This window comes from Christiangramia sp. OXR-203 (assembly GCF_034372165.1).
GTDB lineage: Bacteria > Bacteroidota > Bacteroidia > Flavobacteriales > Flavobacteriaceae > Christiangramia.
Window position 1 is genome coordinate 2,852,386 of sequence record NZ_CP139698.1, and the last position, 23,142, is coordinate 2,875,527.

22 protein-coding genes are annotated in these 23,142 nt (G+C 38.3%); 15 read left to right on the forward strand and 7 right to left on the reverse strand.

Features of this window, described 5'->3' with window-relative positions; genetic code table 11:
- Positions 1 to 173 precede the first annotated feature (173 nt).
- The 4 genes from T8I65_RS13155 to T8I65_RS13170 all read right to left on the reverse strand — a co-directional run bounded on the left by T8I65_RS13155 (position 174) and on the right by T8I65_RS13170 (position 6,823).
- A complete protein-coding gene (locus T8I65_RS13155; RefSeq protein WP_322301034.1) occupies positions 174 to 2,582 on the reverse strand; it encodes a sodium-translocating pyrophosphatase in 2,409 nt (802 codons plus the stop codon).
- 129 nt (positions 2,583 to 2,711) lie between these two features.
- A complete protein-coding gene (locus T8I65_RS13160; RefSeq protein WP_298528319.1) occupies positions 2,712 to 3,224 on the reverse strand; it encodes an inorganic diphosphatase in 513 nt (170 codons plus the stop codon).
- A gap of 69 nt (positions 3,225 to 3,293) precedes the next feature.
- Positions 3,294 to 5,786, reverse strand: coding sequence for a DUF5686 and carboxypeptidase-like regulatory domain-containing protein (locus T8I65_RS13165; protein ID WP_322301035.1), 2,493 nt, complete (start codon positions 5,784 to 5,786; stop codon positions 3,294 to 3,296).
- Between the two features lie 59 nt (positions 5,787 to 5,845).
- Complete coding sequence (locus tag T8I65_RS13170) at positions 5,846 to 6,823, reverse strand: pyruvate dehydrogenase complex E1 component subunit beta (RefSeq protein ID WP_322301036.1); 978 nt, start codon at positions 6,821 to 6,823, stop codon at positions 5,846 to 5,848.
- Positions 6,824 to 7,130: 307 nt separating this feature from the next.
- On the opposite strand from T8I65_RS13170, the gene T8I65_RS13175 reads away from it, so the two are divergent.
- From T8I65_RS13175 to T8I65_RS13195, 5 genes are all read left to right on the forward strand, one after another.
- Positions 7,131 to 7,877, forward strand: a complete 747-nt coding sequence (locus tag T8I65_RS13175) for an electron transfer flavoprotein subunit beta/FixA family protein (protein WP_141878618.1) — start codon at positions 7,131 to 7,133, stop codon at positions 7,875 to 7,877.
- Positions 7,878 to 7,923: 46 nt separating this feature from the next.
- Entirely contained in the window at positions 7,924 to 8,892 is a 969-nt protein-coding gene (locus T8I65_RS13180) for an electron transfer flavoprotein subunit alpha/FixB family protein (protein WP_322301037.1), read from the forward strand.
- An 86-nt stretch (positions 8,893 to 8,978) separates the two neighbouring features.
- Positions 8,979 to 9,605 carry a bifunctional nuclease family protein gene (locus T8I65_RS13185; protein WP_322301038.1) on the forward strand — a complete coding sequence of 209 codons (627 nt, stop codon included), beginning with the start codon at positions 8,979 to 8,981 and terminating at the stop codon, positions 9,603 to 9,605.
- A gap of 6 nt (positions 9,606 to 9,611) precedes the next feature.
- Positions 9,612 to 11,315 (forward strand): NupC/NupG family nucleoside CNT transporter, encoded by a 1,704-nt coding sequence (locus T8I65_RS13190; RefSeq protein WP_322301039.1) that lies wholly within the window; start codon positions 9,612 to 9,614, stop codon positions 11,313 to 11,315.
- Positions 11,316 to 11,429: 114 nt separating this feature from the next.
- Positions 11,430 to 12,413, forward strand: a complete 984-nt coding sequence (locus T8I65_RS13195) for a YihY/virulence factor BrkB family protein (RefSeq protein ID WP_322301040.1) — start codon at positions 11,430 to 11,432, stop codon at positions 12,411 to 12,413.
- Between the two features lie 100 nt (positions 12,414 to 12,513).
- On the opposite strand, the gene T8I65_RS13200 is transcribed toward T8I65_RS13195, so the two are convergent.
- The gene (locus T8I65_RS13200; protein WP_322301041.1) at positions 12,514 to 14,265 is read right to left on the reverse strand and encodes a hypothetical protein; all 1,752 of its coding nucleotides are present in this window, start codon (positions 14,263 to 14,265) and stop codon (positions 12,514 to 12,516) included.
- 198 nt (positions 14,266 to 14,463) lie between these two features.
- Here T8I65_RS13200 and T8I65_RS13205 point away from each other — a divergent pair, with 198 nt between their 5' ends.
- From T8I65_RS13205 to T8I65_RS13230, 6 genes are all read left to right on the forward strand, one after another.
- The gene (locus T8I65_RS13205) at positions 14,464 to 15,288 is read left to right on the forward strand and encodes a thymidylate synthase (RefSeq protein ID WP_322301042.1); all 825 of its coding nucleotides are present in this window, start codon (positions 14,464 to 14,466) and stop codon (positions 15,286 to 15,288) included.
- A 70-nt stretch (positions 15,289 to 15,358) separates the two neighbouring features.
- On the forward strand, positions 15,359 to 15,769 hold the full coding sequence (locus tag T8I65_RS13210) for an energy transducer TonB (RefSeq protein WP_322301043.1): 411 nt from the start codon (positions 15,359 to 15,361) through the stop codon (positions 15,767 to 15,769).
- A complete protein-coding gene (locus tag T8I65_RS13215) occupies positions 15,770 to 16,540 on the forward strand; it encodes an energy transducer TonB (protein WP_322301044.1) in 771 nt (256 codons plus the stop codon).
- Positions 16,541 to 16,630: 90 nt separating this feature from the next.
- Positions 16,631 to 17,794, forward strand: a complete 1,164-nt coding sequence (gene egtB, locus T8I65_RS13220; RefSeq protein WP_322302801.1) for an ergothioneine biosynthesis protein EgtB — start codon at positions 16,631 to 16,633, stop codon at positions 17,792 to 17,794.
- 6 nt (positions 17,795 to 17,800) lie between these two features.
- Positions 17,801 to 18,769, forward strand: coding sequence for an L-histidine N(alpha)-methyltransferase (locus T8I65_RS13225; protein WP_322301045.1), 969 nt, complete (start codon positions 17,801 to 17,803; stop codon positions 18,767 to 18,769).
- A gap of 12 nt (positions 18,770 to 18,781) precedes the next feature.
- Positions 18,782 to 19,063, forward strand: coding sequence for a DUF427 domain-containing protein (locus T8I65_RS13230; protein WP_322301046.1), 282 nt, complete (start codon positions 18,782 to 18,784; stop codon positions 19,061 to 19,063).
- A 3-nt stretch (positions 19,064 to 19,066) separates the two neighbouring features.
- Here the strand turns inward: T8I65_RS13230 and T8I65_RS13235 are convergent, their stop codons facing one another.
- On the reverse strand, positions 19,067 to 19,357 hold the full coding sequence (locus T8I65_RS13235) for an isoamylase early set domain-containing protein (RefSeq protein WP_141878628.1): 291 nt from the start codon (positions 19,355 to 19,357) through the stop codon (positions 19,067 to 19,069).
- 178 nt (positions 19,358 to 19,535) lie between these two features.
- Positions 19,536 to 20,612, reverse strand: coding sequence for an aminotransferase class V-fold PLP-dependent enzyme (locus tag T8I65_RS13240; protein WP_322301047.1), 1,077 nt, complete (start codon positions 20,610 to 20,612; stop codon positions 19,536 to 19,538).
- Between the two features lie 63 nt (positions 20,613 to 20,675).
- Between T8I65_RS13240 and T8I65_RS13245 the strand changes: the two genes are divergently transcribed.
- The 4 genes from T8I65_RS13245 (at position 20,676) to T8I65_RS13260 (ending at position 23,066) form a co-directional block, all read left to right on the forward strand.
- Positions 20,676 to 21,140: a 2TM domain-containing protein gene (locus tag T8I65_RS13245; protein ID WP_322301048.1), complete on the forward strand. Its 465-nt coding sequence runs from the start codon at positions 20,676 to 20,678 to the stop codon at positions 21,138 to 21,140.
- A 2-nt stretch (positions 21,141 to 21,142) separates the two neighbouring features.
- The gene (locus T8I65_RS13250; RefSeq protein ID WP_322301049.1) at positions 21,143 to 21,640 is read left to right on the forward strand and encodes a dihydrofolate reductase; all 498 of its coding nucleotides are present in this window, start codon (positions 21,143 to 21,145) and stop codon (positions 21,638 to 21,640) included.
- Positions 21,612 to 22,469, forward strand: a complete 858-nt coding sequence (locus T8I65_RS13255) for a fructosamine kinase family protein (RefSeq protein WP_322301050.1) — start codon at positions 21,612 to 21,614, stop codon at positions 22,467 to 22,469. Before T8I65_RS13250 ends, T8I65_RS13255 begins: the two co-directional genes overlap by 29 nt.
- Before the next feature lie 96 nt (positions 22,470 to 22,565).
- On the forward strand, positions 22,566 to 23,066 hold the full coding sequence (locus T8I65_RS13260; RefSeq protein WP_141878633.1) for a pyridoxamine 5'-phosphate oxidase family protein: 501 nt from the start codon (positions 22,566 to 22,568) through the stop codon (positions 23,064 to 23,066).
- Positions 23,067 to 23,142: the final 76 nt, after the last annotated feature.

Below are 23,142 nucleotides of genomic sequence, written 5' to 3' on the forward strand. Positions count from 1 at the left end.
TCAACCTTTCAGCAGTCCTGAAATTTTAAGGGATTGATTAACCATAGTTTAACTGAAATACCAGTTTAAAGATCGTTTTTCCGAAGGAATAGGAGAATGATACTTTTGGCTAGAAATTGAAAAACCTCCACAATTGCGGAGGTTTCTTTATTTCTTTTTTATTGAAGGGTTTCCTATAGTGCGTCGATCTTTTTCTGCACTTCCAGGCTTGTGCCTTCAAATTCATAGGTATCACTGGTCTCATTTCCATTTAAGGAACTTGTGACCACTACCCTTGCAGTTACCAGATCTTCCAGATCATTTTTCTCCAAACTAATTTCTTTTGAAATCACAGAACCTTCCAAAGAGATCACCTCAACAGTTTCCTCCTGGTTTGGAATGTCAGCATCTGTATGCCCACCTAAAATTGGTGCGATTACCAGGCCGATAAGGCAGGTTAATTTAATTAATATATTCATAGAAGGACCTGAAGTATCCTTGAAAGGATCTCCTACCGTATCACCGGTTACTGCTGCCTTGTGAGCATCAGAGCCTTTATAGGTCATCTCCCCATTGATCATGACTCCGGCTTCAAAAGATTTCTTGGCATTATCCCAGGCACCTCCGGCGTTATTCTGAAAGATAGCCCAAAGCACACCACTCACAGTAACCCCCGCCATATAGCCCCCAAGCATTTCAGCAATTGCGAGATTATCCATCCCAAAGATCATTGGTAGAAATGCGATGACCAATGGAAAACCAATAGTTAACATGCCTGGCAGCATCATTTCTCTTAAGGAAGCTTCCGTAGAGATCGCCACGCACTTATCATATTCCGGTTTCGCCGTTCCCTCCATAATTCCCGGAATATCCTTGAATTGTCTTCGTACTTCCTGCACCATTTCCATCGCGGCTTTACCCACCGCATTCATTGCCAAAGCAGAGAAAACCACGGGAATCATCCCACCAACAAAAAGCATCGCCAGAACAGGAGCTTTGAAAATATTAATTCCTTCAATCCCTGTAAAGGTTACATAGGCGGCAAAGAGAGCTAAAGAAGTTAAAGCAGCAGATGCAATTGCAAAACCTTTTCCTGTGGCTGCGGTCGTATTTCCTACAGAATCCAGAATATCTGTTCTTTCTCTTACTATTGGCTCCTGCTCACTCATTTCAGCAATACCTCCAGCATTGTCTGCTATAGGTCCAAAGGCATCGATCGCCAGCTGCATAGCTGTAGTTGCCATCATTGCTGAAGCTGCCAATGCAACTCCGTAAAATCCTGCGAAAGCATAAGACGCCCAGATCGCACCGGCGAATAATAAAATTGAAGGAAAGGTAGAGATCATACCGGTCGCCAAACCTGCAATTATATTTGTTCCAGCTCCAGTACTTGATTGCTGAACGATCTTGAGAATTGGTTTTTTCCCCAGCCCTGTATAATATTCGGTAACTGAAGAAATCGCTCCACCTACAACCAGACCAACCAGCGTTGCGTAAAATACGCGCATGGAACTTATGTTAATCATTTCAAATCCTTCCTCTCCACCTATAAAGAATCCCATCGTCATGGTATTCGCAGGTAGCATCCAGTTTACCAGAAAATAACAGGAAACCGCGACCAGTAAGATCGAAACCCAGTTCCCAATATTTAAAGCTTTCTGAACTTCCGATTCTTTAGCCGAATTTGAAGAAATTCTTACTAATAATGTCCCGATTATGGAAATGATTATTCCAACACCGGCGATTGCCATTGGCAACAAAATTGGTCCAATACCACCAAAGCCTTCGCTGGTGATATCACCTCCCATATCCTCGATTATATAATTTCCAAGCACCATTGCTGCCAGCACTGTGGCCACGTAACTTCCAAAAAGATCGGCTCCCATTCCGGCAACGTCACCTACATTGTCTCCAACATTATCTGCAATGGTCGCAGGGTTTCTAGGGTCATCTTCAGGGATACCTGCTTCAACTTTACCAACGAGATCAGCTCCAACATCTGCAGCTTTGGTATAAATCCCTCCTCCTACTCTCGCGAAGAGTGCTATAGATTCGGCACCGAGAGAAAAACCAGCAAGGGTCTCCAGAACCACGGTCATTTGCTGAGTATTGGTCCACTCTCCTCCCATAAAATAATGAAAGAAGAATATAAAGAAGCCGGTAAGACCAAGAACTGCGAGACCAGCAACTCCAAGTCCCATCACTGTTCCACCTCCAAAAGAGATATTTAATGCTTCCGGCAGGCTGGTTCTTGCCGCCTGCGTAGTTCTTACGTTAGTTTGCGTAGCGATCTTCATCCCGATATTTCCAGCAAATGCTGAGAATATCGCACCGAAAATAAAGGCAACGATGATGAGATAATGGGTGGTTGGAACGAAGTATGCAATTGCGGCCAGTGCAATGCTGGCTCCAATCACAAAGAGAGTCAATAATTTGTATTCTGCTTTTAAGAAGGCAAGAGCTCCTTCATAGATATGTGCTGAAATTTCTTTCATTTTTCCGTCTCCGGAGTCCTGTTTCATCACCCAGGATCTTTTGACCCACATAAAGATGAGTCCGATGATTGCCAGCACCGCTGGCAGGTAGATCATTATTGATTCCATATTAGCTAGTTAATTGTTAATTAAATATTAATGCTAGCTAATGTAGTAAAATTGGCAACAATTAAAAAAGCAACAACTTTTTAAGGTTATTGCTTTCATATTCTTAATAATTTGAGTGATATATTACGATTATATTCCGAATCTGGATTTATCACCGTCATAGTTCTCATAACGTTCGATACACTGTCTAATGATCTCACGAGCTTCGTCTGCATCTCCAAAATCTCCTGTATCTACCTTTTTCTTCTCAAGATCTTTATACACCTTGAAGAAATGTTCGATCTCTTTAAGCATATGACCATTCAATTCTTTAAGATCGTTCAATCTATTCCAGATAGGATCTGATACCGGTACACAGATGATCTTCTCATCCGGTCCTTTTTCATCTGCCATATGGAACACACCAATAGGCTTCACTTCCATCACGATTCCTGGAAAGGTAGGTTCAGAAACCAATACCAAAACATCAAGAGGATCTTCATCCAATGCAAGGGTGTTAGGAATAAAACCATAATCTGCAGGATACATCATCGAAGAGAAGATCATCCTGTCGTAACGTACTTTTTTAAGTTTGAAATCGTATTCGTATTTATTTCGGCTTCCCTTTGGGATCTCGATCAATACATCAAAAGTATTCGACATTTTTATATTTTTATCTAAATTAAAATTCAGGGCAGCAAATATAGTTATTTCTGATATTTAAACTATTATCTAAAAGTGAAATCCGAAATCTATTGTAAACGCAAGACTCCTTGCATCAGGATTATCGAAGTAATTTCCTCGGAAATGCACATCAAATCGCATTACTTTTAAAATATTTCCAATACCCAGACTATACTCGTAAAACGGATCATTATTTGGAGCTACCAACGGTAAACCGGAAGCATCTAGATCTTTACTTGCTTGTGAAATATCTCCATAGACCGCTCGAAATCCTACCAATTCCCGCAGGTTCAACTCTCTTAGCAACGGAATTCTAGAAAATAGTCTTCCATTGAAGTTGTGATCTATATGAATAGCTGAATAACTATCTGTCACAAATTCGTAGAAATCCAGTGTTGGAAATGAATTATACATACTAAAATAAGTCTGGTTTCCCGGAACTACACTCAGCAATCCTAATGGTACAGCGTCAAATGTCTTCCCAGCTTCCAGGCTGATATTAGATCTACCAAAACCACCAATTAACAATGGTTGATTATAAAAGAACTGAAGTTTCTTATAATCAAAATCACTATTAAAAACTTCTTTAACTCCTAGACTGTAGTTTAAAAATAAAGTTGGAAAATCCTCTTCATTCACCACATTACGCTCCACTCCGAAGCCCGAAGTTTTTCTACCCGGTGTCCAGGTAATGATCGTAGAAAGTTCGGTTTGGTTGATCTCACTATCGGTGATCGTACGCGTGTCGTCTACATAATAATCAAGACTAAAACCTTCAGATGCTGGTTGTAATATTCTGTAATTAGCTCCAAATCTTAAGGTAAGGTTTTTTACCGGTTCGAGTTGTACGGAAAAAACACTCAAATTGATCGAACTCAATTTATCTGTATCTCCAACATTGAGAAGCGATGAAGATGCAAGACTCCTTCCCAGAACATCTGTAGAATTCGTAAGACTGGTTCCTAATTGCTCTACGTCCCTACGGTTTCCACCACTTAGGATAAGTCGCATTTTGTAATCCAGCAGCACTTTTGCTGATACTCCATACTTGAATTTATGGTCTTTAAATCCATAAGCTCCATAAGCTTCAATTCTCCATGGATCATTCTGTCCAAAATAGGTTCTTCCACCAAAGCGCGTTCGTATTCCTTCCACATCATTAAACCCGAAAGTAGAATAAACAGGACCATAATCCCATCCATCAAACTCTACGTAACCTGACTGTGCAATCGTGGCTATATCATACAACCGGTTGAAAGCCTTTGTCTTCGTAAGACTATCCAGCATTACATAGATTCCTTCTTCATCATCGTTTAACTGTTCAAGCCTGTTTTCACTCCAGAACTCGTCACTTCTATTATAAGCCTGAGATTGAGGATTATAAACTGGTTGATTATAAAAACTTGATCCCCGTTCTTTATTAAACTCATACTCATCGTAAAGCATGGTTCGTTTCGCATAAACTCCCTGAGAAGTTTTCTTTTTGTTTATTCCGAAGTCGGCCATAAAGAAATCTTTCTCAATAAGAAAAACAGAGTCATTCAGAACTTCAAAATCCTGTTCGATATAAACCTGCTTGATCCAGTTGATATTTACATCCTTGGTAGTTTCGAGATTAATGTTCTTAACTGCCCAGGTCGTATCATTCACCCAGAAATCCCCTTTAAAGGTTAGTTCATTCTCACGGCGTGGATAATAGACGATATTATAGCACCACTTATTGTCGATATAAGCGCTATCTGACAACACATAATTGTAGGTATCGATCCCCGTAGTCGAGATGGGACTTACAAATGATTTGTCGAAGAACTTGAGATAGTTTTTATAGATATCGTAATCATCATAAATATCCTTCACAAAATCAATCAGGTTCCTGTTCTGGTTGAATCCGGAATTCTTGTTTCCAAGTAAAACTTTTTTCTCCTCGTTGATCTTGTTATCTCCATAAACCTGGGTTACCGATTCGTTAATGAACATAGGCAGATAAGTTTTCCCGGTCACTGTATTGGTATCTGCATAATCGAAAATAAACTCCATTCCATTAAAGATCCTGCTTTCTACAACAGCACTATCTATGGTATTGAGATCAAATTCCAGTTTTTCGTATTCCTTATAACTATACTGGTCGAAAGCATTAACGCCGTTGCTTCGGCGGTTTGCCCAAACTTTCTTTAAGATATCAATTGCCGGGTTGTTCTTCTTCGAGGTTTTCCCGCGATAGATAACTACTTCATCAAGACTGGAAGCTTCCTGCTCCAGCTTCACATCCATGTTTAGATTGACCCTGGATTTTAAAGCGATCTTTTTGGTTTTGTAGCCAATAAAAGAAAACACAAGGGTATCATAATTATCATCTGACTGAAGGTAAAACTCACCAACTTCATTGGTAGTCGTTCCTGAAGTAGAATTTGCGAAAACTACATTCGCAAAAGGTACAGTAGCTCCGGTGTCATCGGTAACAATTCCCCCTGCTTTTGTTTGAGCGATTAGACTGAAAACTGGAAGGAGAAAAAGTATTAAAAGGTAGGTGTATTTGTTCATTATAGGATAAAAAAAAACTTCATCGTTTAGATGAAGTTTCAAAGATAGGTTGAAAAGGTTTACTTGTACATGACCTTTTTCACAGCTTTAACAACATCCTCACTATTTGGCAACCATTCTTTCAGAAGAACAGGTGAATAAGGTGCAGGAGTATCTGCTGTATTGATCTTTATAATTGGAGCATCCAGAAAATCGAATGCTTTAGATTGTACCTGATAAGAAATTTCCGTAGAAATATTTCCAAAAGGCCATGATTCCTCAAGGATCACTAGACGGTTGGTTTTCTTAACTGATTCAAGGATGATATCTATATCTAAAGGACGAATCGTTCTAAGATCAATGATCTCACATGAAATATCTTCTTCAGCTAAAGTTTCAGCTGCCTTATAAGCTTCTTTGATTATTTTTCCGAAGGAAACAATAGTTACATCAGAACCTTCACGCTTGATATCGGCTTTACCAATTTCAATAACATATTCATCTTCAGGAACTTCACCCTTGTCTCCATACATTTGCTCACTCTCCATAAAGATCACCGGATCATCATCACGAATCGCAGCTTTCAATAATCCTTTAGCGTCATACGGGTTAGATGGAACGATCACTTTAAGGCCTGGTGTGTTTGCGTACCAGCTTTCGAAAGCCTGTGAGTGAGTTGCTCCCAATTGACCTGCAGATCCTGTTGGTCCACGAAATACAATTGGAATATTAAATTGCCCGCCACTCATCTGGCGCATTTTTGCAGCGTTATTGATAATTTGATCAATCCCTACAAGTGAGAAGTTAAAGGTCATGAATTCAATGATAGGACGGTTACCGTTCATGGCAGAACCAACTCCTATTCCAGAAAATCCAAGTTCAGCGATTGGTGTATCTATAACTCTATCCGGACCAAATTCGTCAAGCATACCTTTGGAAGCTTTATAGGCACCATTGTATTCAGCAACTTCTTCACCCATTAAATAGATACTGTCGTCGCGACGCATTTCTTCGCTCATCGCCTCAGCAATAGCTTCTCTAAATTGAATTGTCCTCATTATGTAAAATCTTAATTTTAATTCCTGCAGAGCAAAAATAGTAATTCATTAAGGTAAATACCATAATTGTAAGCAAAAATTTAGAGGTTGCAGAGTTCTTCGGAAATGCTTAAATCACGAATAACGAGAATCTCATTATTTTGCATAGTTTTATACATATTGCGCATTAAAACACACACAAAACCAAAAATCAACTAAAATTTGACTGATTCTTTTGGTTAAATTTATTATGCATGCATAGCTTTTTTTGATATAAAATACTTACCTTCGTCTGCGAAAACGTTTTATTAAAAAAAGAACCTTATATATGAAAATCTTAGTTTGTATTAGTCACGTACCTGACACTACATCCAAAATCAATTTCACGGAAGGAGACACGAAGTTTGACACAAATGGTGTTCAATTTGTAATAAACCCGAATGACGAATTTGGTCTTACCAGAGCGATGTGGTTCAAAGAAAAACAAGGCGCGAGTGTAGATGTTGTAAATGTTGGGGGAGCTGAAACCGAGCCTACACTTAGAAAAGCACTTGCAATTGGAGCAGATACAGCAATTCGAGTAAATACTCCTGCAACTGATGGATACCAGGTAGCAAAGGAATTGGCTAAAGTTGTTAAAGACGGCGGTTATGACCTTGTTATTGCAGGTAGAGAGTCTATTGATTATAATGGTGGAATGGTTCCAGGAATGTTAGCCGGAATTTTGGATGCTAATTTCATTAATAACTGTATTAGCCTTGAGATCGATGGTGACAAAGCGAAAGCTCTTCGTGAGATCGATGGCGGTAAAGAAACTTTAACTGCTTCTCTTCCACTAGTTATTGGAGGACAGAAAGGATTGGTTGAAGAATCTGATCTTCGTATCCCGAACATGAGAGGAATTATGCAAGCGCGTAAAAAACCTTTAAATGTTGTTGAGCCTGCGGAAACTTCAGTAAAAACCGAAGTTGTAAAATTTGAGAAGCCAGCACCAAAAGGAGATGTAAAATTAATTGATCCTGACAATCTGGATGAATTGATCAACTTACTTCACAACGAAGCAAAAGCGATCTAATCAAAATTCAGAATAAAATAGATTCAGGAATTAAAAAATTTAGAAAATGTCAGTTTTAGTATATATAGAATCAGAAGAAGGAAAATTTAAGAAAGCCTCTTTCGAGGTTGCGTCTTATGCAAAGGAAGTTGCAGGCATGCTGGGAACCAGTGTTACTGCGGTAACATTCAATGTTGAGGATGTTTCAGAGCTTGGAAACTACGGGGTTGACAAAGTTTTGAAAGTAAACAACGACAAATTGAATAATTTCAATGCTGAAGCATATTCTGATGCCATTAAACAAGCGGTAATTCAGGAAAGCAGCAAGGTCGTAGTTCTTAGCCAGAGTGCGAACAGTAAATATTTAGCACCACTACTTGCAGTGCACCTGGAAGCAGGTTATGCATCTAATGTTGTGGCATTGCCAGAGAGCGCAGATCCTTTTACAGTTAAAAGAACTGCTTTCACGAATAAAGCATTTAATTTCACTAAGATCGATACCGATGTGAAAGTGCTTGGTCTATCCAAGAACGCTTTCGGTCTTAAAAAATCTCAAGGAGCTGCGACTGCTGAAGATTTTAGCCCGGAACTTTCAGATGAAGATTTCACCGTAAACGTAGAATCTGTAGATAAGGCAACGAATAAGGTAACGATCGCCGATGCTGAAACTGTGGTTTCAGGAGGTAGAGGACTTAAAGGTCCTGAAAACTGGGGAATAATCGAAGAAATGGCAGAAATTCTTGGAGCTGCAACTGCATGTTCCAAACCAGTTAGTGATATGGGTTGGAGACCTCACAGTGAACACGTGGGTCAAACAGGAAAGCCTGTAGCCTCTAATTTATACATTGCAATTGGCGTATCTGGTGCAATTCAGCATCTTGCCGGTATTAATGCTGCCAAAACCAAAGTTGTAATTAACAATGATCCTGAAGCGCCTTTCTTCAAAGCTGCAGATTATGGGGTGGTTGGAGACGCTTTTGAGATCGTACCGAAGCTAAATGAAAAATTGAGGGAATTTAAAGAGAAAAACGCATAATTTTTCTAAATTGCGACCCATAAAAGGGCTGTCTAGATCTGGTAATTTTGTCCTTATTTAGACAGCCTTTTTAATTTTTACGAAGCATGAGTTTAGTTCGTCTGAACATTAAAGGAATATCTTACAGTCAAACACAAAATGGAGCTTACGCCCTGATCCTTAACGAGGAGGATGGTGAACGTAAGTTACCAATTGTTATTGGAGCATTTGAAGCACAATCCATTGCGATAGCGTTGGAAAAAGAGATCAAACCTCCCAGACCACTTACCCACGATCTTTTCAAAAACTTTTCAGATCGGTTCTCGATCACGGTTAAACAGGTTATCATTCACAAACTCGTAGACGGCGTATTTTACTCCAGTCTTATTTGTGAACGTGAAGGTGTCGAGGAAGTTGTGGATGCCCGAACCAGTGATGCAATTGCACTTGCACTAAGGTTCGATGCCCCTATTTTCACCTACAAAAACATTCTTGATAAAGCTGGAATTTTCCTAAAAGCAGACGAGAGTCAGCGTGCTAAGGAAATGAAAGATGAAGAGGAAATTATTGAAGAAGAACTTTTACGCGAGGACTTTGAAGTGAAAATGGATAGCGATTCAGGTTTCAGCAAGATGTCACTTGAAGAACTTAATGAGCTACTTGCCCAGGCTGTAAATCAGGAAGATTACGAAAAAGCCGCTCGTCTAAGGGACGAGATCTCCAAAAGAAAATAATCTATAATGAATAAACTCTGGTGTTGCCTGTTTCTGGTCTTAATTTCTATTGCATCAGCTTCTTCACAAACCATTTCCAAATCCTGGACTCTGGAAAATTTAGCTGAATTTCAAGAGAATTCAGTTTTTCAGGATGTTGAAGAAGTTCATTTTAATGAAGGTAGCTTCCTTTTTCTGGCAAATTCTGAACAGGATACTATTGCTTCCGGGGACTATCTATATCAAAAGAAATTACTGGTCCTGTTCTATAACTCACCAAAGGATACTATTCAAAATCTCAGGGTGACTGGGATTAGCGATCAAAAACTAAGCATCAAAGGTAGAGATAACACCTTCGAACTTTCAGCAAAGCCAAAGCTTGCTGAAGATGTGATCCCTGTGAAAGCTGCGAAGCAAATGATACCCAGCCAGGGAATGTCCACTTCAAGTTTGATTCGAGGCATTCTTGGTATGTTCGTGCTTTTACTCATCGCGTTCCTCTTCAGTAGTAACCGAAAAGCGATTAGCTGGAAAACTGTTGGTATAGGACTAGGAGCTCAATTAATACTGGCTATTGGTGTTTTAAAGATCACAGTGGTTCAGAAAGTATTCGAATTCGTAGGACAAGTATTTGTATTGATCCTTGATTTCACCGCGGCAGGAAGTGAATTTTTACTAGGCGGAATGATGGACGTGGATAGTTTTGGATTTATTTTTCTATTCCAGGTATTACCTACCATAATTTTCTTCTCCGCATTAACATCAGTTTTATTCTACCTTGGAGTAATCCAGATCGTTGTAAAAGGTATGGCCTGGGTACTTACCAAATTAATGGGAATCTCTGGACCTGAGAGCCTTAGTGTTGCCGGGAACATATTTTTAGGACAAACCGAAGCACCTCTAATGATTAAAGCTTATCTGGAACGTATGACCAGGTCTGAAATTCTACTGGTTATGATTGGCGGGATGGCTACTGTAGCCGGAGGTGTACTCGCTGCATATATTGGATTTCTTGGTGGTGATGATCCGGAATTAAGACTTCAATTTGCTAAACACCTGCTTGCCGCTTCAGTAATGGCTGCACCTGGTGCTATCGTAATTTCAAAAATTTTATATCCACAACAGGAGGCTGTAAATACAGATGTAGAAGTTTCTTCAGACAAGATTGGAAGTAATATTCTGGATGCTATAGCAAATGGTACTACTGAAGGTTTAAAACTGGCGGCGAATGTTGCGGCGATGCTACTAGTCTTCATCGCATTTATCGCCATGATCAATTATATCCTTGGTTATCTAGGTGCGCTTACTACTTTAAACAGTGTCATGGCAGAATATACTCCATATTCTAAATTCTCTCTGGAATCGATTTTAGGAATCATCTTTTCTCCTTTGATGTGGGTCATAGGTGTGGCGAAAGAAGATATGATGCTTATGGGACAGTTGCTTGGAATTAAACTGGCAGCAAGTGAATTCGTAGGATATGTTCAACTGGCAGACCTTAAAAACCCTGCAAACGCATTAAGCCTGAATTACGAAAAGTCGGTCATTATGGCTACTTATATGCTCTGCGGTTTTGCTAATTTCGCTTCGATAGGGATTCAAATTGGCGGAATTGGATCATTAGCTCCAGGACAACGTAAAGTTCTTTCTGAATTCGGGATGAAAGCATTAATTGGGGGAACTCTTGCCTCCCTTTTATCTGCTACGATCGCCGGAATGATCATTGGCTAACAGCCTAATTTTTAGAAAACTTTGTAATTTCATTTTTTTTCAGAATCCTTATATATTCTAAATTACACGTTGCCGAAGTATGGCCTTAAGTATATTAGTATAAATAAGAATCAAATGAGTGAAGAAAAAGCAAGTAAATCTAATAACCGCGGACGAGAAGCAACAAAACCGCACCAAATTCCAATAGCTGGTTGGAAAGATATTGGAAAAAGGGTTTTTGCCCAAATGAAACTAGATCATGTGCAAATTGTTGCTGCCGGTGTAGCATTCTATTTCTTTCTGGCTCTTTTTCCAACGATAGTTGCAGCTATCTCGATTTACAGTTTAGTGTTAGAACCTTCTCAAATTCAAGAGCAATTTGACAACCTAAGTTTGATGCTTCCACAACAAGCATTCGGTATGATATCTGAAATATTGACACCGGTTTTAGAACAATCTACTTCAGAATTAGGATGGGGACTGGTTATCAGCATTCTGATAAGTTTATGGAGTGCGAATAAGGGAACCAGTGCTCTATTTGAGGGCATTAATATTGCCTACGATGAAAATGATGACCGTGGGATCATCAAAAAAAACCTTCTTACATTACTTTTTACATTAGCTGCAGTGGTAATTGGATTTCTTAGTTTACTGATTGTAATCTTCTTTCCCTTGTTAATTGGAAAAGTTGGATTACCTATACAAATAGAGAATATCTTGGACTGGTCCAGATGGATTGTCCTTGCTATTGTACTTGTATTAAGCTTAAGTATGATTTATAAAATCGCACCAAACAGGAATAATCCACAATTTGGATGGGTAAGCTGGGGAGCAATTTTTGGCACAGTAGTGTGGATCCTTGGTTCTATTCTATTCTCTTGGTATGTGCAGAATTTTGGAAGTTACGATGATCTCTACGGCAGTTTTGCAGCCGTAGTAATCTTAATGCTATGGTTATTCCTAACTGCATTTATAGTCCTAATTGGTGCTGAAATAAATTCTGAAATGGAACACCAAACGAGGTACGATACAACGATTGGAAAGGATATGCCACTAGGCAAGAGGAATGCTTACCATGCAGATCATGTCGCGGGTGAAGATGAAGATGTAAAAACCTAAAAAATAATCAGTAATTCTACTATATAACATCAGTACCCATATATAAAAAAAGTCGTCCAAATTATCTGAACGACTTTTTTTTTGTTCCTTGTATTAAGTACTAGAACAATGTAAGCAAGCTACCTCCAATTGCTGCACAGGCTGAAAATACGGCACTAACTACTAACCACCAGGCTGCAGATGCTGCAGTCTCGCGAGCATGTTCTGCCTGAATCACTGCTTTTCTCTCTACCATTTTTAATCGACCTTTAGCCGTGTCTTCAATCTTCTGAATTCTATCTAATACATTATTGCGTGCTTCTTCAACAGAATTTGCTACCTTATCAATATCCTTACGATCTATTTTAGTATTGTTCGTAATTAAAGCGATTATATCGTCTTTATCAGCATTTTGCAATCTACTTTTCACCACATCAAGGCTGTCTTTTTGATTATCCATTTTATTCTGAATAATATGTGTTAGATCTGAAAAGTTGAAATTTGAGCTTCCTCTACCACTTCCAAGACCTGAAAGTATACTTTGTACCTGCTCTTTTATTTCAGTAACAACACCATCATCATTGGAATTTCCATTAAGTTCCACTTGTACTCTACGGATAGTTTTCTCAATTTTATCAGCATATTTTTCAGCCTGAATGCGGTCCAGAGAAGTATTTCGAGACACCAGTTCCACAATGGTATCACGATCAAGTTCTTCCATTTTCTGACCAATTTTATTAGCTTCAACCTTCGGATTTTTCACAATCTCTTTAACTCGCTGATCCAAAGACTGACTATCCATATCTCCAGAACCTTCAGTAGAAATGAAATCTTTGATCTTATCTATATAAGAACCTACTTGTTCTTCTTCCGCAGGCGTTAATGTTGCAATTACTTTCTGAACTTTTTCTTCTTTATTATCACCTTCACCGTATGCTTCTTTTAATTCCTTCTGAAGTTTTTTAAGTTGTTCAGTTTTACTTTTTCCTTCTTCAGAATTATCATTTGAAGCTTCTCCAATCGCATTGTTCAATACACTCTGCACAGCCATCCATTTACCCGGACTACTACCGCCGCTGCTATCCGAACTACTTTGCTTATTAGACTTCTCTACTGAATCATCTACGATTTTTTCAATATCATTTTTCACCTTATCGTAGTTAGGTACTTTTTGATCAAATTTTGTGAAAAACTCGTCCACTGCGCTATCGAGCATATTAGAATCAAATCCATTCTGGAATTCTTTACGAACTTTTTCGATAGTATGATCTGCTACGTGCTCAACTTTTGAAGCTTCAGATGGAGAAAACATATCCTTCACCGCGCTTGCAGAAGATCGTAATCCAGAAGTTGCTGCGTTTATTAGTCCACCAACAAAAGTGTTAACTACTTTAGTTTCAAGATAAAAAAGTAGAATAAAAAAGGTTGCCCAAATTACAAGTGCAAGTGTAACAGCCATTAACGGATTGGCAACAAGACTAAGATTCATGGCAAAAGCAGTAGCTCCAAATAAAGAGCTCGCCACGGTTAGTGTACTCCAAATTCCAAATGCGGTAGTAACCATAGTTCCTGTAGAACCTGAGCTATCATCATTATCTTTATCATTTCTGTCTTTAAAATTATGCTTTCCAGCTGTATGATTTTTACTTTCTACATAAGATTTTTTTACATCTCCTATCGCAGTTATTCCCGCTGCTACAGAAAGCGCAGTAAGAATAAACTGAAATCCAAGTGCCAGAATCACACCGGCGATTACCGTGATAAAAAATTGTGGAGTAATAATTGTCTCTGCTAAAACTCCGAGTTCATTTTCCTGTGCATAAGTTGACATTCCGGAAATCAAAAAAAGGAATGAAATTGCTAGTTTTCTCATAATTATTTTTTTGTGGTTGATTAACAATGTTACAATCATAGGTATGGAAAAGATGTTTAAACATAGTTAATTAACTATTTTTTAGAATAATGGCTAGCTTAGACTTTCTCGAGTTGATAAGTCCATAAAATTGGATCATTAATACGCATGATATACTTTTGCTATTTGTTATTTTAGAGCTATCGAAATTCTTCACAAATGAAACAATACCACGATCTTCTTAAACATGTACTTGAAACGGGTGCTCAAAAAGGTGACAGAACCGGCACTGGAACAAAAAGTGTTTTCGGTTACCAGATGCGCTTCGATCTCAGCAAAGGCTTCCCTATGGTTACTACCAAAAAGCTTCATTTAAAATCGATTATTTACGAATTATTGTGGTTTCTAAAAGGAGATACGAATATTAAATACCTTAAAGATAATGGCGTACGAATATGGAACGAATGGGCAGATGAAAACGGTGATCTTGGCCCTGTATATGGACATCAATGGAGAAACTGGAATAGCGAAGAGATTGACCAGATCAAGGAGATTGTAGAGACATTAAAAACAAATCCTAATAGTCGAAGAATGCTGGTTTCTGCCTGGAATCCTTCAGTATTACCAGATACTTCTGTTTCATTTTCAGAAAATGTAGCGAATGGTAAGGCTGCCTTACCTCCATGTCATGCATTCTTCCAGTTTTATGTGGCAGACGGCAAACTATCCTGCCAGTTATACCAGAGAAGTGCAGATATTTTTCTAGGAGTTCCTTTTAATATTGCATCTTATGCCTTACTCACCATGATGATGGCACAGGTATGTGGATATGAAGCGGGTGATTTTATTCATACTTTTGGTGATGCTCATATCTATAGCAACCATATGGAGCAGGTGGAACTTCAGTTGAGCAGAGAACCCAGAGAACTTCCTCAAATGAAACTAAATCCTGAAATAAAAAACATCTTTGATTTTACTTTTGAAGATTTCAGTTTAGAAAACTATGATCCACATCCGGCAATCAAAGGTAAAGTAGCAGTTTAATAGTCAGAATATTTTTCAGTCCATCGTGGCGAGATAATTGCAATCTTTAGAATGAACCAAAATTGAGAATATGAAAAATATATTTCTAGTAGCATTATTATTTATAGGATTTGGAGCCTTCGCTCAAGACGATGTTTCCGTAGAAGGAAATACAGTTTCTATGAAAGAGACTGCGCCTGTCTGGCCTGGTTGCGAAGCAAGTGAAGACACAAAAACCTGTTTCAATTCCATGTTAATGAAACATATCAAGGAAAACTACAAGTATCCAAAAAATGAAAAGGGCGAATACATTAGAGGAAAAGCAACAGTTTCATTAGTTGTAAACGAAGAAGGAAAAGTGGTAGTTAAAGAAGTCACTGGAAAGCATCCAAAGATCAATAAGGAAGCAAAAAGAATGATCGAAGCGATACCAACGATGACACCAGGACAGCTAGCTGGCAAGCCTAGAGCGATTAGCTACAAAATCCCCTTAACTTTCTAAATGAAACTCATAAGTTTTCTAAGTTTACTCTTTCTATTCACAAACTCTATTCAGTCTCAAAATCCTGAAATAGTTCCATGGGATGAAGTGGATAAAATTCCAGTTTTTGTGGGTTGCTCAGAATCTGGAAATAGCGGTATGTGTTCTAAGAAAGCATTTATTGATTTTGTGATCAATCAATTTAATCAAGAATTGATTTCAGAATCTGAGTCTGCTTATACCTTAAACTTTAGGATCATCATTGGTACAGATGGCAAACTGCGATGGTCATCTGTAAAAGGTAATAATGACGAGATAGAATTGGAAGGACGTAGGATCTTATCCAGTTTACCCACCTATAGTCCAGGATTAGTAAAGGATCAGCCGGTAAATGTTATGGTTTCGTATAGGATTGAATTAGAGAAACAAAATGATATCTCAAATATTAAATCTGTAGATATCCCGCCTATCCCTCGTGATTGTGAGAATAATGAAGATAAAAGAATTTGTTTGGCTGAAAACATTTCGCGTTATGTCAATAGATCTTTCAATACTGATATTCTGAGATCAAAGAAAAAAGGCAACTCAATATTCAGAACTACAGTGCATTTTGTCATTAACGATCAAGGTAAAATTGTTGATGTGACAGCAGATGGAGAAAATGAAGTATTCAACCAGGAAGCTATTCGAGTATTAAGTACTATTCCTTCCATGCAACCGGCAATACTCAATGACAAACCTGTAGCGGTGACTTATAGCCTGCCAGTTGCAGTCGGAATCTCAAGTAACTAACACTTTAACTCGACCTTAACGAGCTACTTGCAAGCTCATTTTGAAAAATTTGTAAATTTGAGTGATACCAAAAAGTATCGCTCATTTTTTATGTTGTCACAATCCGAATTACTACATCTTTTCAAAGAGACCCGAAAAGATTCAGAAAATATTTGCTCCTTCCTGGAAACTGAAGATTACGTGGTACAACCAATCGTAGATGTTTCACCTCCTAAATGGCATTTAGGCCATACCACCTGGTTCTTTGAAGAATTTGTTTTAAAAAAATATGCTAAAAACCATTCGCTATTCGATGAGAACACAGCATTTGTTTTTAATAGCTATTACGAAAGTGTTGGTGAAAAAGTAGTACGAACAGACAGGGGAAATCTTTCAAGACCGACTGTTGCCTGGATCTATAAATTCAGAGAATATGTCACGACCGAAATTATGAGATTGCTGGAGAATAATACGCTTTCGGAAGAAGCTCTGAGTGTTCTGGAAATAGGCTGTCATCATGAAAAACAACATCAGGAACTGTTGTATGCAGATATTAAGTATATTTTAGGAAATAATCCACTAATGCCTGAATACAATCAGCAGTTTCGAGAAAACCCTGTTCAGGATTTTGAGCGAGAATGGCTTGATATTCCTGAAGGTATTTATGAAATTGGCCATACTTCAGAAGATTTCTGCTACGACAACGAATTAGGTACACATAAAACCTATCTACACGACTTCAGTATATCTAACAAACTAGTAACTAATTCAGAATACTTAGAGTTTATTGATGCTGGTGGATATGAGGATGTTCTATTATGGCACGCTGAAGCCTGGGATTGGGTGAATACCAATGAAATTAAAACGCCATTTTACTGGCATAAGATCGAGAACAAGTGGCATCAATATACTTTAGGAGGACTAAAGCCTTTGAATCCTGATGCTCCAGTTACTCATATTAGTTACTACGAAGCTTTCGCTTATGCACAATGGAAAGGTATGAGATTACCAACCGAGCAGGAGTGGGAAATTGCTCAAAAGGATTTTGATTGGGGAAGCAGATGGGAATGGACAGAAAGCGCCTATTCACCTTATCCAAATTATCAGAAAGCAGACGGCGCCCTTGGTGAGTACAATGGGAAGTTTATGGTAAACCAGAAGGTTCTTCGTGGAGCTTCAGTTGCTACTTCCAGCAAGCATAGCCGTTATACTTATAGAAATTTCTTCCATCCACATTTGAGATGGCAGTTTACGGGATTCAGACTCGTTAAATAATATCATATGAAAAATCAATCTGCAACCATGTTCGAATCTGTCTTTGCTGAAGACACGCATAAAGGACTTACCAGCTATCCAAAATATTTGCATTCCAAGTATATTTATGATAAAAAAGGAGACAAATTGTTTCAGGAAATCATGGCAATGCCTGAATATTACCTTACCAGCTGTGAATTTGATATTTTAAAACAGAACAAGACTGATATCGCTAAAATATTCAGTAGTGAGAACGATTTTGATCTTATTGAACTTGGCGCCGGAGACGGTAAAAAAACCAAACTGCTTTTAAAGGAACTGGTGGACAAAGATTACAAGTTCAACTATCTACCTGTAGATATTAGTCAGAATGTGCTTGATGAACTTGAAAATGCCTTGAAGGATGAAATTCCGCAAGTATCTGTCAAAACTCAACAAGGGACCTATTTTGAGACACTGGAGAAACTTGCAGAGTATAATTCCAGGAAAAAAGTCATCTTGGTTCTGGGTAGTAATATTGGTAATCTTTCTCATAGTGAGGCCGTAGATTTTCTTCGGAATATTGCTGTTGCGATGAGCGATGACGATATGTTATTTATGGGTTTTGATCAAAAGAAGGACCCACAGATCATCATGAATGCTTATAATGATCCCGCTGGCATTACGGAAAGATTTAATAAGAACTTACTGGTAAGAATAAACCACGAACTGGATGGTGAATTTGAAGTAGAAAAATTCAAGCATTGGGAAACCTACGATCCAGAAACCGGTACCGCCCGCAGTTTCTTAGTGAGCAAGGAAGAGCAAATGGTTAGGATCAATAAACTCGAACTGGAGGTGAAATTCGACGCATGGGAGAGCATACATACCGAGATTTCCCAAAAATATGATGATGCAATCGTAAGCTGGTTAGCAGATGAAGCTGGATTGGTTGTGGAGCGTAGTTTTGCAGATTCAGAGAACTGCTTTAAAAATTATATATTTAGAAGGAAATAAATTTACTGAACTATGAAAGCTATCTGGAAAGGCACCGTAATTGCAGAAAGTTCTGAAACGAGGATCGTTGAGAACAATCATTACTTTCCTCCTGAAGTTATTAAAGATAAATTCTTTAAACCAAGTGAATTCACCACCCGTTGCCCATGGAAAGGCAAAGCTTCCTACTATGATATAGAGGTAGACGGTGAAAAAAATGAAGATGCAGCATGGTTCTACCCGGAGGCAAGTCACGCGGCTAAACCAATTGAGAATTATGTAGCCTTCTGGAAGGGTGTTCAGGTAACTGAATAGGATCTAAACACTTACCACACTATTATCATCTCCCGCGAAATCATTCCACTTGTAGGCATCTGCAGCTGGATCGTTTTGCCACTGTCCGTCTACAAGATATCTGAATTCGTATGCTTTATCTACTGGTAAATTAAGCTGAGTCTTGAAATTACCATTTTTATACTTCTTCAATTTTGCTGGTTTCCAGTCATTGAACTCACCCACTAATTCTACCTGATCTGCTTCTTTCGCAGGAAGGTTAAAAGTGATCTTACATTCCGGTTTGGACTTCAGGTACTGCTTGCTAATTGGCATAGTTTTAATTTAATGATTGACTCTTCGAATTAAATTAAAATATACTTGTAAACCAATACATATCAGCGTTCTACATCATTTTTGTAGAATTACTAGTTTTAGTCATTTATAGAGATAATTCTTTACTCCGAAAACGGTTTTGGATATGAAAACATTAAATATCTGCAGAATTTTAAGACTAAATTCTGAGTACATTAAACAGTTTATTCAGGTCTTTCTCAGAATTAAAGTAGTGTAAACTAATTCGGATTCCGTTTCCTCTCATGGAAGTGATAATATCTTCTGATCTCAATTTCTGAAATAGTTGTTCATCGCCCGTAATATTAAATAGTGATGAATAGATCTCTCTTTCTGCAACCCATTCTTCCAGCAAACCAGCCGATTTAAACCGTTCCCGAGCTATATGCTTCAGCTTGGTAATCTGACCTTCAATAGGATCCCAACCAATCTTCTGAATAATTTCAACCGCAGTTTTTAAGCTTCCGAAGTTAAGCGTATCATAATGACCCGGTTCGAACTTCCCAAGAAAATTACCCTCATGTTCTTTGTACTTTCCTTGCAGCGAACCGAAACCAAGATGTTTAGGATCCAGTCTTCCTTCTACACGATCGCTAAATAACATAAAACCGTTACCGTAACCGGCATTCATCCATTTGTAGCAACTGGAGATCGCGATATCTAATCCGCTACGTTCAAAATCAAATGCTTCGGTTCCAAAGTATTGAGTCCCATCGCCAATAAGTAGAAGATCCGGGAATTGCTCTTTAAGATTCTTTATGAAATCTGAACTCAATTGTACCCCATTTATGTACTGGACAATACTAAAGGCGAATACGTCGGGTTTTTCCTTTCTAATGGCCTCGAGAATATTATTTTCCAGATCCTTATCCAGGTTTGCATAACAGACTTGAAAATCTCGGGATTCCACCGGCCAGTTGATCGAAGGATAATCATCCTTAAGCAGTAGAATTTTGGAGCTCAAATCAATCCCCCCCAGAATACTATTGAAGCCATAGGAGAAATTTGGGATCAAAGCTACCCGATTTGGTGCACAATGATATAAAGAACCTATACTTTCCCTTACACTTGTAAGCATCTCTCCCATTTTCTCTTTTAAAACACTTGCTTTTAAGAAAAAATCCATGTCATGATCCTGCCTGAATTCCCATACTTTTTCGGGAAGTAAGCCGCAGGCAGCCGTGTTGAAGTATGTATATTGCTGAAGTACAGGAAAGCCTTTTCTTAAATTATCCATAAGCTATTGGAAGTTCTTTTGATAAAAATGTAAATTTGAAACTACACTAAGGTACTTTTTATTATGTTTTCCAAAAAGAAAAACGAATCCAAAATAGATTATGAACAAAGGGAGCTCTATGAGAATGCCAGGCAGAGAGCAAGACAGAAAAAAAGACTGTTCCGGCATTTTGTAATATTTTTAATTGGTGCCGCTTTTCTTATTGTATTGAATGTCGTGGTGGGTTACCAGGAAGATTTCAAACCCCTTGGATATAACTGGTTTGTTTGGGCCGTTCTACTATGGACGCTGTTATTCCTGATCCATTTCTTCAATGTCTTTATCATTAATAGTTTTATGGGAAAAGACTGGGAAGCAAAACAGGTGGACAGACTGGTTAAAAAACAGAAAGAGAAAATCGCTCAACTTCAAACCAAAGTAGAGAATGACCATCCACTACCCGATCATTCCGCTCACGCCAAAAATACAGATACAGATTTCCAGAACAGAATTACCCCTGGAAATCCAGACAGACCAATAAACAGTTAAATATGATCACAATGATTGCTGCGGCAGCAGAAAACAATGCACTAGGCAAGGATAACGATCTTGTATGGCATCTTCCAGACGATTTCAAAAGATTTAAACGACTTACCTCCGGGCATCATATTATTATGGGTCGTAAAACTTTCGAGTCTTTTCCAAAATTACTTCCCGACAGAACGCACGTGATCATTACTCGAAAGGAAGATTACTCTCCGGAAAATACTATTGTAGTGCATTCTATGGAAGAGGCTTTAAAAGTTTCAAAACTGGATGATCAGGCTTTTATAATTGGAGGTGGTGAAATTTACAAAATGGGAATGGAATATGCTGATAGAATTGAACTGACCCGTGTTCATGGTGAGTTTGAAGCCGACACACATTTTCCGGAAATTGATAAAAGTGAATGGGGAATAGTCAAAGATCAGTTTCATGATAAAGATGAAAAACACGACTACTCGTTTACCTATCTAACCTATGAAAGAAAGCAGGAAAAATCTCATTGAGAGGATTGCTGAAAAACACAGCTTCAATCTCCATAGTTTTAAGCCACTTACTGGTGGAGATATCAATGAGGTCTATAAATTAGAATGTAAGGATCAATCCCTGGTTCTTAAACTTAATTCTGCTTTAAAATTTCCCGGGATGTTCGAGGCAGAGAAAAAGGGCCTGGAATTACTTGCTACTCCTGGAGCTTTTCTAATTCCAAAAGTCTTTGAAGCTGCTATTCTTGATGATCATTCATACCTGCTATTAGAATATATCCCGACAGGCACTAAAAATCGTGATTTCTGGCAAGTCTTCGGAAACCAATTAGCCCAATTACATTCTGTGCAAAATGATCAATATGGTCTGGATCATGATAATTACCTGGGCAGTCTTCCGCAGCAAAACTCCTATCGTACTGACCCGATTAGTTTTTATACTGAAATGCGTCTGGAACCTCAACTGAAGTTGGCAAGAGAGAAACGTTACGACCTGCCTGATACTTCCAGTCTTTTCAAAAATTGTGAATCCATTATTCCGAAGGAAAAAGCCTCGTTGATTCATGGGGATCTCTGGGGTGGTAATTACCTGGTTGATGCCAATGGCCATCCCTGCATTATTGACCCTGCGGTAGCTTATGCACCCAGAGAGATGGATATTGCCATGACCAGGCTATTTGGTGGTTTTGACGATCAAATGATTTCATCATACCAAGATTATTTTCCTCTGGAAAACGATTGGGAACAAAGAATAGAGCTCTGGCAATTATATTATTTGCTTATGCATTTGAATGTTTTTGGAACTAGCTATAGGTCGCAGGTTACAGAAATCATCCATAAATACTCTTGATTTTACATTTCTTAACAAGACTATCCTCTTTTTTAGCAGTTCCTTAGCTCAGCTTCATTAGTATCTAAAGTATCTTCAACTCAAAATAAAATTACTATGAGTACTAAGAATTTATACGACGATAAGGCAAGAGAAAAAATAAAGGAACTGGCAGAAAATGTAGATTTCTGCATGCTGGTTACGAACATGGATGAAAAACCATTAAGTGCAATTCCTATGTCTACTAAAGAAGTAGATGATCACGGAGCGGTATGGTTTTTAAGCAAAAATGATAGCGATCATAATCGTGATATTGAAAAAGATAAAGATGTTCAATTACTATATAGCGGAACTTCAGATATGGAGTTTCTAAGTGTATACGGTGAAGCATTTATCGAGACCAATAGAGATGTGATTAAGGAATTATATTCAAAAGCAGATAACGCATGGTTTGATGGCGAAGATGATCCAAGTATTACTGCGATTAAAGTAAACCCAAAGGAAGCTTATTATTGGGATAACAAGGATAGCAAAATGGTGACCTTGTTCAAGCTAGGAATGGCTGCAGTGACTGGTGACAAGCAAGATATTGGCGAAAAAGGAAAGCTAAATGTATAGTTGATTAGCATAAGATTTTCAGATAAGACCTCATAGCGAAACTTCGTTATGAGGTCTTTCTATTTATCCCTATTTT